The sequence below is a fragment of the Cellulomonas sp. EB106-03-03-XG116 genome (assembly GCF_058792015.1).
The window spans coordinates 22822-34951 of the sequence record NZ_JBYTEP010000044.1 but is presented as its reverse complement, the minus strand read 5'-3'; the positions used below and the strand labels follow the sequence as shown (position 1 = coordinate 34951).

The 12130-nt window shown below is 74.6% G+C and carries 12 protein-coding genes; 9 read left to right on the top strand and 3 right to left on the bottom strand.

Translation table 11 applies throughout. The features are described from left to right. The 3 genes from AC3WUG_RS15100 to AC3WUG_RS15090 form a co-directional block, all read left to right on the top strand. Positions 1–1211, top strand: a 1211-nt coding sequence (locus tag AC3WUG_RS15100) for a LacI family DNA-binding transcriptional regulator (RefSeq protein ID WP_492328420.1), incomplete at its 5' end; no start/stop codon positions are given. 53 nt (positions 1212–1264) lie between these two features. Then, the gene (locus AC3WUG_RS15095; protein WP_492328419.1) at positions 1265–2041 is read left to right on the top strand and encodes an HAD family hydrolase; all 777 of its coding nucleotides are present in this window, start codon (positions 1265–1267) and stop codon (positions 2039–2041) included. Next, positions 2038–4551, top strand: a complete 2514-nt coding sequence (locus tag AC3WUG_RS15090) for a glycoside hydrolase family 65 protein (RefSeq protein ID WP_492328418.1) — start codon at positions 2038–2040, stop codon at positions 4549–4551. Before AC3WUG_RS15095 ends, AC3WUG_RS15090 begins: the two co-directional genes overlap by 4 nt. A gap of 23 nt (positions 4552–4574) precedes the next feature. On the opposite strand, the gene AC3WUG_RS15085 is transcribed toward AC3WUG_RS15090, so the two are convergent. The 3 genes from AC3WUG_RS15085 to AC3WUG_RS15075 form a co-directional block, all read right to left on the bottom strand. Then, positions 4575–5075 (bottom strand): hypothetical protein, encoded by a 501-nt coding sequence (locus AC3WUG_RS15085; RefSeq protein WP_492328417.1) that lies wholly within the window; start codon positions 5073–5075, stop codon positions 4575–4577. Between the two features lie 31 nt (positions 5076–5106). Continuing rightward, complete coding sequence (locus tag AC3WUG_RS15080) at positions 5107–5484, bottom strand: hypothetical protein (RefSeq protein WP_492328416.1); 378 nt, start codon at positions 5482–5484, stop codon at positions 5107–5109. A 118-nt stretch (positions 5485–5602) separates the two neighbouring features. After that, positions 5603–5971: a hypothetical protein gene (locus AC3WUG_RS15075; protein ID WP_492328415.1), complete on the bottom strand. Its 369-nt coding sequence runs from the start codon at positions 5969–5971 to the stop codon at positions 5603–5605. A 343-nt stretch (positions 5972–6314) separates the two neighbouring features. On the opposite strand from AC3WUG_RS15075, the gene adhE reads away from it, so the two are divergent. From adhE to AC3WUG_RS15045, 6 genes are all read left to right on the top strand, one after another. Then, positions 6315–9029 carry a bifunctional acetaldehyde-CoA/alcohol dehydrogenase gene (gene adhE, locus AC3WUG_RS15070; RefSeq protein WP_492328414.1) on the top strand — a complete coding sequence of 905 codons (2715 nt, stop codon included), beginning with the start codon at positions 6315–6317 and terminating at the stop codon, positions 9027–9029. Between the two features lie 140 nt (positions 9030–9169). Continuing rightward, on the top strand, positions 9170–9685 hold the full coding sequence (locus AC3WUG_RS15065) for a hypothetical protein (RefSeq protein WP_492328413.1): 516 nt from the start codon (positions 9170–9172) through the stop codon (positions 9683–9685). A gap of 127 nt (positions 9686–9812) precedes the next feature. Further along, positions 9813–9935, top strand: coding sequence for a molybdopterin oxidoreductase (locus AC3WUG_RS15060; RefSeq protein ID WP_492328412.1), 123 nt, complete (start codon positions 9813–9815; stop codon positions 9933–9935). Between the two features lie 101 nt (positions 9936–10036). Continuing rightward, positions 10037–10294, top strand: coding sequence for a type II toxin-antitoxin system Phd/YefM family antitoxin (locus tag AC3WUG_RS15055; RefSeq protein ID WP_492328411.1), 258 nt, complete (start codon positions 10037–10039; stop codon positions 10292–10294). Beyond that, a complete protein-coding gene (locus AC3WUG_RS15050; RefSeq protein ID WP_492328410.1) occupies positions 10279–10680 on the top strand; it encodes a PIN domain-containing protein in 402 nt (133 codons plus the stop codon). The genes AC3WUG_RS15055 and AC3WUG_RS15050 overlap by 16 nt, the downstream gene beginning before the upstream one ends. An 83-nt stretch (positions 10681–10763) precedes the next feature. Continuing rightward, complete coding sequence (locus tag AC3WUG_RS15045; protein ID WP_492328409.1) at positions 10764–12044, top strand: aminotransferase class I/II-fold pyridoxal phosphate-dependent enzyme; 1281 nt, start codon at positions 10764–10766, stop codon at positions 12042–12044. The last annotated feature ends 86 nt before the right edge of the window (positions 12045–12130 follow it).

Sequence of the window (12130 nt, the reverse complement as noted above, 5' to 3'; positions counted from 1 at the left end):
CCGCCGCGCGACCCCGCCCGGCCGCCGCGCGCGCGCCGCGGGTGACGATCCGGGCGGTCGCGGAGCACGCCGGGGTCTCGCGGCAGACGGTGTCGAACGCGCTGAACGCCCCGGACCGGCTGTCGCCCGGGACCCTGGAGCGCGTCCGCCGCGCGGTGGCCGCGCTCGGCTACCGCCCGGACCACGCCGCCCGGGCCCTGACGTCGCGCCGCTCGGGCCTCATCGGCATCCGGGTCGGGTCGACGGCGCACCGCACGGCGGCGCACCCCGACCGGCTGCTGCACGAGCTCGTCGCGGCGGCCCGGCCGCACGGCTACCGGTTCCTCGCGTTCGACGCCCCGTACGGGGACGACGACGCGGAGATCGCCGCCTACGGCGAGCTGCTGGCCGCCGGCGACGTGGACGCCGTGGTCGTCGCGGACACCCACCCGGGGGACGCGCGACCGGCCTGGCTGGCGGACCGCGGCGCGGCGTTCGTCGCGCACGGGCAGCCGTGGGGCGACCCGGACGCCGCCCACCCGTGGGTCGACGTCGACGGCGCCCTCGGCGTGCGGCTGGCGGTCGAGCACCTCCGCGCCCGCGGCCACCGCCGGATCGGGTTCGTCGGCTGGCCCGCCGACGGGGCGGGCGGCGACGCCCGGCGCGCGGCCTGGCTCGCGGCGACCGAGGCCGCGGCCGACGGCGCGGCCGACGACCCCCGGCGCCCCGCGGGCCCCGGCGCCCGCGGACCCGAGGCGGTCGCCGCGGCAGACGACCCGGACGCGGCCGCCGCCGCGGTCGCGGCCCTGCTCGCGCGACCCGGCGACACCCCGACCGCGCTGGTCTGCGCGTCGGACGCGCTGGCGCTCGGCGCCCTCGCCGCGGTCGCGGACGCCGGCGCCACCCCCGGCCGGGACGTCGCGATCACCGGCTACGACGACTCCGACCTGGCGGCGTTCGCGCGCCCGGGGCTGACGAGCGTGCGCCAACCGATCAGACTGGTGGCGCAGACCCTCGTCGAGCAGGTGCTGGACCGGCTCGGCGTCGACCTCGGGCACCGGCCGGCCCCGGCCGGGCTGGTCCCGCCCGAGCTCGTCGTCCGGGCGTCCAGCGCCGGGCCCGCACCGCGCGACGCCGCCCCGGGCCCGGCCGGCGCCCGCACCGCCGCAGCCCGCACCGCCGCCACCCGCACCGCGACCCCCGCGGCCCCGCGCCGCAGCACCGCCGCATGACGCACGACCCCGCACCACCCGCACCCGCACACCACGCCCCTGGGAGCTCCACCGTGGCAACCGCACCCGACCGCCCCACCGCGGTCCTCGACGGCCTCGACGCCGTCCTGTTCGACCTCGACGGGGTCCTCACCCCCACCGCCGTCGTGCACATGCACGCCTGGGCGCGGCTGTTCGCCCCCCTGCTCGACGCCCGCGGCGCCGCGCCGTACACGGACGCGGACTACTTCGCGCACATCGACGGCAAGCCGCGCTACGAGGGCGTGCGGTCCCTCCTGGCGTCGCGCGGCATCGAGCTGCCCTGGGGCGACCCGGCCGACTCCCCCGACACCGAGACGGTCTGCGGCCTCGGCAACCGGAAGAACGCCGTGTTCACCCAGGTGCTCGAGACCGAGGGCGTCACGCCGTACCCGGGCTCGGTGCGCCTGGTCGACGCGCTGCTCGCCCAGGGCCGGACGGTCGCCGTGGTGTCGAGCAGCCGGAACGCGGTGCCCGTGCTGGCCGCCGCCGGCCTGACCGACCGGTTCCCGCTCGTGGTCGACGGCCTCGTGGCCGCGGCGCGCGGCCTGGCGGGCAAGCCGGACCCGGCGACGTACCTGTACGCCGCCGAGCAGCTCGGCGTCCCGCGCGAGCGCGCGGTCGTCGTCGAGGACGCCGAGTCCGGCGTCGCCTCCGGCCGCGCCGGGGCGTTCGGGCTCGTGATCGGCGTGGACCGCGGCGCGGGTGCCGACGTGCTGCGCGAGCAGGGGGCAGACCTGGTGGTGGACGACCTCGCCGAGCTCGTCACCACGACCGACGACACCGACGAGCACGAGAGCACCCTGCCGTGAACCCCACCTCCCTGTTCACCCCGGACCCCCTGGACCGCAACCGGTTCCCGAAGGACGAGTGGCGGCTGCGCGAGACGCGCCACGACGCCGCCGACCTGGGCCGGACCGAGACCCTGTTCGCCGTCGGCAACGGGTACCTCGGCATGCGCGGCAACGTCGAGGAGGGCCGCGACAGCCACAGCCACGGCACCTTCATCAACGGGTTCCACGAGACCTGGCCGATCCGGCACGCCGAGGAGGCGTACGGCTTCGCCCGCGTCGGGCAGACGATCGTCAACGTCCCGGACGCCAAGATCATGCGGCTGTACGTGGACGACGAGCCGCTGCTGCTCACGGTGGCCGACCTGCACTCCTACGAGCGCAGCCTCGACTTCCGCGACGGCGTGCTCTACCGGGACCTGGTCTGGCAGACCCCGTCGGGCAAGCGGGTGCAGGTGCGCACCCGGCGCATGGTGTCGTTCGCCGAGCGGCACCTGGCCGTGCTGACGTACGAGCTCACCATGCTCGACTCCGACGCCCCGGTGGTCATCAGCAGCCAGATCCTCAACCGGCAGGACGGCCAGGACGAGTACCACGTCCGGTCCGCCGCGATGGGCGAGGGCTTCGACCCCCGCAAGTCCGAGACGCTGACCGCCCGGGTCCTCGAGCCGAAGACGCACTGGGGCTCCGAGGGCCGGTACGTCATGTCCTACAAGGCCGCGGCCTCCGGCATGACGCTGTCCGTGGCGGCGGACCACGCCATCGAGACGGACAACGCCTACGAGGAGCTGTCGCTGGTCGAGGAGGACCTGGCCAAGCACGTCTACCGGATCGACGCCAAGCAGGGCCAGACGGTCCGGATCACCAAGGTCGTCACCTACCACTCGTCCCGCGGGGTGCCGGCGCGCGAGCTCGCCGACCGGTGCCGCCGCACCCTGGACCGGGCCGAGGCGTCGGGCGTCGACCGGCTGTTCGCCGACCAGCGCGCCTGGCTCGACGACTTCTGGGCGCGCAGCGACGTCGAGGTCCCGGGCCAGCCCGACCTGCAGCAGGCCATCCGGTGGAACCTGTTCCAGCTCGCGCAGGCGACGGCCCGCGCCGAGGGCAACGGCATCGCCGCGAAGGGCCTCACGGGCTCGGGGTACAGCGGGCACTACTTCTGGGACACCGAGGTCTACGTCCTGCCGTTCCTGACGTACACCTCGCCGCGGATCGCCCGCAACGCGCTGCGGTTCCGCTACACGATGCTGGACGCCGCGCGCCGCCGCGCCGCCGAGCTGAACCAGAACGGCGCGCTGTTCCCGTGGCGCACGATCAACGGCGAGGAGGCGTCCGCCTACTACGCGGCCGGCACCGCGCAGTACCACATCGACGCCGACATCGCGCACGCCGTGCGGCAGTACGTCGCGGCGACCGGCGACGACGACTTCCTCGCCCGCGAGGCCGTCGACATCCTGGTGGAGACGGCCCGCATGTGGGCCGACCTGGGCTTCTGGCGCGGGACGAACGGCGACGCGTCGTTCCACATCCACGGCGTCACCGGGCCGGACGAGTACACGACCGTCGTGAACGACAACCTGTTCACCAACGTGATGGCCCGCGCGAACCTGCGCGGCGCCGTCGAGGCCGTCGACCGCCTCGCGCACGAGCACCCGGCCGAGCACGCCGCGCTCGTCGCCCGGCTGCACCTGACCCAGGACGAGCTCGACGAGTGGGCGCATGCCGCCGAGCGGATGCACATCCCGTACGACGAGCGGCTCGGCATCCACCCCCAGGACGCGAACTTCCTCGAGAAGGAGCTCTGGGACCTGGCCAACACCGACCCGGCCAAGCGCCCGCTGCTGCTCTACTACCACCCGCTGGTCATCTACCGGTTCCAGGTGCTCAAGCAGGCCGACGTCGTGCTGGCGCTGTTCCTCCAGGGCGACCAGTTCACCGCCGAGGAGAAGCTGGCCGACTTCGACTACTACGACCCGCTGACCACCGGCGACTCGACGCTGTCCGGCGTCGTGCAGTCGATCGTGGCGTCCGAGGTCGGGTACCAGGAGCTCGCGCTGCGCTACTTCACGTCCGCGCTGTACGTGGACCTCGCGGACCTGCACCACAACACCGCGGACGGCGTGCACGTCGCGTCGGCCGGCGGCGTGTGGAGCGCGCTGGCGTGCGGGTTCGGCGGCATGCGGGACCACGAGGGCGTCGTGTCCCTCGACCCGCGGCTGCCCGAGGTCTGGGACGGGCTGACGTTCCGGCTCACGCTGCGCGGCAGCCGGGTGCGCGTCGACGTCCGGCACACCGAGCTGCGGCTCACCGTCGAGGAGGGCGACGCCGCGGACCTGGTCGTGCGCGGCGAGCCGGTCAAGGTCACCGCGGGCGACCCCGTCGTGCTGCCGCTGGCGCCCGCGCCGCGGCTGATCGGCACGCCGACGGTCCGGGACATCGAGGGCACCCGCCGCGCCGACGGCACCCTCATGACCGCGAGCGTGCCGGACCACCCCACGGTGCTCACGCCGCCGCCGGTCTCGCACGACTGAGCGCCGCGCGAGGCGCTCGCGGGTCAGCCCGTGAGCGCCTCGCGCAGCTGCCGGAGGACCTCGACGTCCTCGGGCTCGTAGCGGAAGTCGGGCACCCGCGCGGCGGGCGCGCGGCGCGGGAGCGGCGCCGCCGCCTCCCGGTCCGCGTCCGGGGCGTCGGCCACGGCCGGGGCGGCGGGCTGCGCGCCGCCGGGCTCGCCGTCCGCGAGCGCCGTGCGGACCAGCCGGCGCACGAGCGCGAGGTTGAGGTCCGGCCCCGCCACCACCACGAGCGTCCCGTGGCCGCCGAGCCGGTGCGCGAGCAGCGTCCGCGCCGGCGACTCGACCAGCAGGCTGCTGCTGTCCCCCGCGAGGTCGCCCCCGTCCCGGGCGACCGCGGCCGCGAGCGCGGCGACCAGCGCCGCGATGCCCGGCTCGGGCGCCGCCACCCCGGGGGCGGCGGCGCCGTCCGGCGCGAGCCAGGACGCCGCCGCCCCGGGCGGCAGCGCGCGGGTGAGGGTCTCGAGCACCTGCGCGGCGTCCACGCGCACCTCCTGGGTCGTCGCCGGGCGCCGCTCAGCGCTCGAGCTCGATGCCGGCCTGGGTCAGGTCGCGCAGCCGCCGGCGGGCGAGCGCGAGGTTGCCCCGCTGCCGGTCGAGCACGAGGTACGAGAACAGGCCGGCGTATCGCGGGTCGTCGCTCAGGGTGATCAGGTGCAGCTCGTCCGACAGCGAGACGAGGATGTCGTCGATCGACTGCCCGCCGCCCAGCTGGTCGATCGCGCGCATCTGCGCGCGCACCACCTCGGTGGCCACGGCCGCGGCGAGCTCGATGTCGAACGGCCTCACGACCGTGGACATGATCGTCATGCCGCTCGTGTAGTCGACGCCCGCGAGCGCGATCGCGCCGTCCAGCGCCATCACCTGGGCCGTTGCTTCCTCCATGCTGATCATGCGTCACTCCTCGTCGTCCGGTGGAACGGGAGCGACGCTGCCACCGGGACGCACCACCTCAACCGCCGGGCCCGCACCCCCGAACGGGGATTGGGGGGTGGGCGCCGGGCGGCGTCGCCTAGAGCTCGACGGACCCGCCGAGCGAGCGCAGCGTGCGCCGCGCGAGCGCGAGGTTGCCGCGCCGGCGGTCGAGGGCGAGGTAGCCGAAGACGCCCTGGAGGCGCGGGTGGTCGCACACCAGCGTCAGGTGCAGCTCGTCCTCGAGCGTGACGAGGATGTCCTCGACCGCGCCGCCGCGACCCATCTGCTCGACGGCCCGCAGCTTGGCGCGCACGAACTCGGTGGCGACGGCGGCCGCGAGCTCGACGTCGTACGGCACCGAGGTGGCGGACGCGAGCACGAGCCCGTTCGTGTGGTCGACGAACGCGAACGCGATCGCGCCGTCGAGGTTCATCAGGTCCTGGGCGACGTCCTGCAGCGTGGGCACGGGGCCTCCTCGGCGGCCGGCCGGGGGTCCGGCCGCGGGTCGGTGGACGCGGACGGCGGGGGCCGACGCGCGGTGGGCCGCACGCTATCGACATTCTCGGCCCGTGTCAGCAGTGCGCTGACCAGCGACGCAAATGCGGGCAATCGATCTCAGACCGGCATTTCTTCGCGCTTTCGCGACATATCGCGCGCCGCGGCCCGACCGGGCGCCGCGGCCGGCGGGGTGGGACCGAGGTCCCCGGGACTCCGGTCCCAGACTTTGTGAAACTTTTCTCGATACCGTTCTGGTCGTGAGGTCGACGGAGCCCTCCGCACCCCAACCCACCACCCTCGGGAGAGTCCCCGTGACCACCACGACGACGAGCACCGACACCGCCGCGGCCATCGACCAGCTGGTCGCCGGCGCGACCAAGGCGCTGGCCGAGTACGCCCGCTTCACCCAGGAGGACGTGGACCGCCTGGTCAAGAAGGCCGCCGTCGCGGCGCTGGACCAGCACGGGCAGCTCGCCGAGCTGGCCGTCGAGGAGACCGGCCGCGGCGTCTTCGAGGACAAGGCCGTCAAGAACATCTTCGCCTGCGAGCACGTCACCAACTCGATGGCGGCGCTCAAGACCGTGGGCGTCATCTCCCGCGACGAGATCAACGGCATCACCGAGATCGCCGAGCCGGTCGGCGTCATCTGCGCCATGACCCCGGTGACCAACCCGACCTCCACCGCGATCTTCAAGGCGCTCATCGCGCTGAAGACCCGCAACCCGATCATCTTCGCGTTCCACCCCAACGCGCAGAAGTCGTCCGTCGCCGCCGCCCGCGTCGTGCGCGACGCCGCGATCGCCGCCGGCGCCCCCGAGCACTGCATCCAGTGGGTCGAGACCCCCTCGATGGAGGCCACCGGCCTGCTGATGAACCACCCGGGCGTCTCGACGATCCTCGCCACCGGCGGCAACGCGATGGTCCGGGCCGCGTACTCCTGCGGCAAGCCGGCCCTCGGCGTCGGCGCGGGCAACGTCCCCGCCTACATCGAGAAGACCGCCAAGCTCAAGCGGGCCGTCAACGACGTGGTGCTGTCCAAGTCGTTCGACAACGGCATGATCTGCGCCTCCGAGCAGGCCGTCATCCTGGACGACGAGATCTACGACGCCGCGCTGGCCGAGTTCGCCGTGCTGCACGCCTACCGCGCCACCAAGAAGGAGAAGGCGCTCCTCGAGAAGTTCATCTTCGGCGTCGAGGCCAAGGGCAAGAACTGCGCCGACGCCAAGCTGAACCCGACCGTCGTCGGCAAGTCCCCGCAGTGGATCGCCGAGCAGGCCGGCTTCACCGTGCCCGCCGACACCTCGATCATCCTGGCCGAGGTCGGCTCGGTCGGCCCGAACGAGCCGCTCACCCGCGAGAAGCTCTGCCCGGTCCTCGCCGTGCTGCGCGCCACCTCGACCGAGCAGGGCATCCAGCTCGCCGAGCAGATGGTGGAGTTCGACGGCCTCGGGCACTCCGCCGCGATCCACACCCAGGACGACGCCCTCACCGAGGAGTACGGCAACCGGGTCAAGGCGATCCGCGTCATCGCGAACGCGCCCTCCTCGCTCGGCGGCATCGGCGACATCTACAACGCCTTCATCCCGTCGCTGACCCTGGGCTGCGGCTCCTACGGCCACAACTCGGTGTCGAACAACGTCTCGGCGATCAACCTCGTCAACATCAAGCGCGTGGGCCGGAGGAACAACAACTTGCAGTGGTTCAAGGTCCCGGCCAAGACGTACTTCGAGCCGAACGCCATCCGCTACCTGACCGACATGGCCGACGTCGAGCGCGTCACCATCGTCACCGACGCCACCATGACCACCCTCGGCTTCGTCGACCGGGTCCTGGACGTCCTGCACCGCCGCGGCAACAACGTCTCCGTGCAGATCATCGACCAGGTCGAGCCCGAGCCCAGCGTCAAGACCGTCCAGGCGGGCGCCGCGCAGATGCGCCACTTCCGGCCCGACACGATCATCGCGCTCGGCGGCGGGTCGCCCATGGACGCCGCCAAGGTCATGTGGCTGCTCTACGAGCACCCGGAGATCGTGTTCTCCGACCTCAAGCAGAAGTTCTTCGACGTCCGCAAGCGCGCGTTCAAGTTCCCGACCCTCGGCGAGCTCGCCAAGCTGGTGTGCATCCCGACCACCTCGGGCACCGGCGCGGAGGTCACGCCGTTCGCCGTCATCTCCGACCCCGACGCGGGCAAGAAGTACCCGCTGGCGGACTACGCGCTGACCCCGACGGTCGCGATCATCGACCCGGTCCTCACCTCGAAGATGCCGCGCTCGCTGGCCGCCGACTCCGGCTTCGACGCCCTGACCCACGCCACCGAGGCGTTCGTCGCGGTGTACGCCAACGACTTCACCGACGGCATGGCGCTGCAGGCGATCCGCCTGATCTTCGACAACCTGGCGCAGTCCGTCAACGGCGACCCGGCCGACCCGGCCACCAAGGACGCCCGGGAGAAGATGCACAACGCGGGCACCATCGCCGGCATGGCGTTCGGCAACGCGTTCCTCGGGATCGTGCACGCGATGGCGCACGTCATCGGCTCCACGTTCCACCTGGTGCACGGCCGGACGAACGCCACGCTGCTCCCGCACGTGATCCGGTACAACGGCCAGATCCCGACCAAGCTGACCAGCTGGCCGAAGTACGAGCACTACGTCGCCCCGGAGCGGTTCCAGCAGATCGCCCAGATGCTGGGCCTGCCGGCCGAGACCCCGGAGCAGGGCGTCGAGTCCTACGCCCTGGCGATCGAGGCGCTGCGCGCCAAGGTCGGCATCCCCTCGTCCTTCCAGGCGCAGGGCGTCGACGAGCAGGACTTCCTGTCCCGGCTCGACGAGGTCGCCATGGGCGCGTACGAGGACCAGTGCGCGCCCGCCAACCCCCGCATGCCGATGCGGGCGGACATGAAGGACATCATGACCGCGGCCTACTACGGCACCTCCGTCGCGGAGGTGCGGGGCCGCCGCGAGCAGCAGCAGGGCGCCGAGAGCGCGCCGGCCGGGGCGGGGGCCCCGGTCGAGGCCGACGCCTGAGCGTCCCTCCGACCTGAACCAGGTCGCTGCTCGCCCGAGCGCCCCGCCCGCGACCACCCGTCGCGGGCGGGGCGTTCCTCTGCGCCCGTTCCCAGGTGCGGCTGGCACACTGGGCGGTCCACCGACGAGGAGGCCCACCCATGACCACCCGCCGCACCGCCCGCCGCGCCCGCAGCGCGGCCGCCCTGCCGCTCGCGCTCGCCGCCGCGCTGGCCCTGGGGGCGTGCTCCCAGGCCGAGGACCTCGCGTCCCAGGCCCAGTCCGTCGCCGACTCCGCCAGCGAGGCCGCCGGCAACCTGCGCGACCTCGCCGACCAGGTCCGCGAGCGCGTCGAGTCCGCGCGGTCCGCCGTCGACGACGCCCGCGCCCGGCTCCAGGACCTCGACGCGAGCGCGCGCGAGGCGGCGCAGGGCGCGGTCGACCAGTCGTCCACCGCGATCGACGACGCCACCGCGGCGCTCGAGCAGGCCCAGGCCGACGGCACCGCCGCGAGCCAGGAGCAGCTCGACTCCGCGCGCTCCGCGCTCGACTCGGCCCGCAGCGCGCTCGACTCGGCGTCCTCGCAGGTCGACGCCACGACGGCCGACGCGCTCGACAAGCTCGCGCAGCAGGTCGAGCAGCTGTCCCAGCAGGTGCAGGAGACCGAGCAGGGCTGACGCGGGCCGCCGGCCCGCCGCCCGCACCGCACCGGGTGGCGACCGGGTGACACCCCGCCCGGGAACTCACCCGGCCGGGTCCGCCGCGATCGCTTGAGCCCGGCCGCGTGGTGCCGATCACACAGGCATGACCACGCAGCACACCCGCACCCGGACCCGGCACCACGTGCCGTGGTGGGTCGCGTGCGCGTGGGGGTCGCTGGTGCTGCTGGTCCTCGCCGGCCTCGCGGCGGCGTCCGGCGTGCTCTGACGCCCTGGGGACCGCACCCGCAGGGATCGCACGCCCGGCCGTCGTCCACAGGCCACGAACTCCCCCTGTCGTCGCCCCACGCACCTCCCTAGGCTCGACGCATGCGCACCGTCACCGCCACCCACGCCTCCCACCACCTCCCCGGGATGCTCGACGCGGTCGCGCACGGCGAGACGTTCACGATCACGCGGTCCGGTCGGGCGGTGGCGGAGGTCCGGCCGGCGAGCAGCACCTCGACGGCCGGCGCGCTGCGCCGGGCGCTCGCCGCCCTGCCCCCGCTGGACGACCACCTCGCGGAGGACATCGGCACGGCGACCCGGCTGCTCACCCAGGACCCCGGGCCGTGGCGCGACGTCTGATCCTGGACACCGGGGCGCTCATCGCGTTCGAGCGCGGTCGCGCGGGGCGCCAGGTCGTGGCGGACGAGGACGACCTGGCGATCGCCGCGGTCACGGTCGCCGAGTTCCGGGTCGGGATCGAGCTGTCGGCCACGGCGGACCGCGCGGAGCGTCGGCGCCGCGTCCTCGCCGCGATCACCGCGACCGCGACCGTCCTGGACTACACGGCGCGCACCGCCGCCGAGCACGCACGGCTGCTCGCCCACGTGCGCCGGACCGGCGGGCCGCGCGGCGCGCACGACCTCATCATCGCGGCGCAGGCGGCCGAGCACGGCCGGGTCGTCGTGACCCCCGACCGGCGCGCGCGCTTCGCCGAGCTCCCCGGCGTCCACGCCGTCACCCTGTGACGGACGACCGGTCCGCGGGCACCCGGGCGCCCGGACCGGCGGGCCGGACTACCCTCCTCGGGTCCCCTCACGACAGGACCGCGATGACCGGCACGCCCTCCCCCGCCCGCCCCACGACGCCCGGCCGCTGGCGCGACGCCGCCCGGGCCGCCGGGCTGCTCGGCGCGGACGGCGTGCCGCGGCCGACGATCTTCGCCGAGATGTCGGCGCTCGCCGTGCGGACCGGCGCGCTGAACCTCGGGCAGGGGTTCCCGGACGTCGACGGCCCGGAGTCGGTGAAGCGGGTCGCCGCCGAGGCGATCGCCGCCGGGGGGAACCAGTACCCGCCCGGCCCCGGCGTCCCGGAGCTGCGCCGCGCGGTCGCCGAGCACCAGCGGCGGCACTACGGCCTGGCGCCCGACCCGGACACCGAGGTGCTGGTCACCACCGGCGCGACCGAGGCGCTGGCCGCCGCGGTGCTCGCGCTGACCGAGCCGGGCGACGAGGTGCTGACCCTCGAGCCGTTCTACGACTCGTACGCCGCGGTGATCGGCCTGGCCGGCGCCCGGCACACCACCGCACCGCTCGCCGCGACCCCGGACGGCTTCCGGCTGGACGCCGACGCGCTGCGCGCCGCGGTCACCGACCGCACCCGGGTGATCCTGCTCAACACCCCGCACAACCCCACCGGCGCGGTGCTGACCCGCGAGGAGCTCGCGGTGGTCGCGGAGGTCGCCGAGCGGCACGACTGCGTGGTCGTCACGGACGAGGTGTACGAGCACCTGACCTACGACGGCGTCGCGCACGTCCCGTTCGCGACGCTGCCGGGCGCCGCGGAGCGGACCCTCACGATCTCGTCGGCGGGCAAGACGTTCTCGTTCACCGGCTGGAAGATCGGCTGGGTCACCGGACCGGCGGGCCTGGTGGACGCGGTCCGCGCGGTGAAGCAGTTCCTCACCTACGTGTCGGGCGCGCCGTTCCAGCCCGCGATCGCCCACGCGCTGGACCTGGAGACGACCGACTCCCCCGACGCCGGCTACGTGCGCGGGCTCGCCGCCTCGCTCGCCGGACGCCGCGACCTGCTGAGCGCGGGGCTGACCGCCGCCGGGTTCGACGTCGTGCGCCCGCAGGGCACCTACTTCGTCGTCGCGGACGCCGCGCGGCTGCTCGCGGGCCCGCTGGCGCGGCACGGCCTGCGCGACTCCGCGGACCTGTGCCGGGCGCTGCCGGGACTCGCGGGCGTGGTCGGCGTGCCGGTCGGCGCGTTCACCCACGACGGCTCGGCCGCGGATCGTGCGCTGCGCACGGCGGTGCGGTTCACGTACGTGAAGCAGGAGGCGGTGCTCCGCGAGGCGGCGGAGCGCCTGGCGGCGCTGGCGGGCTGACCCGGGCGGCGTGCGGCCGGTCCCCTCCCGATTCTCGCGGGATCACCCGGTCGATCGGGGTGCGGCGCGAGAATCGGGTGGGGTCC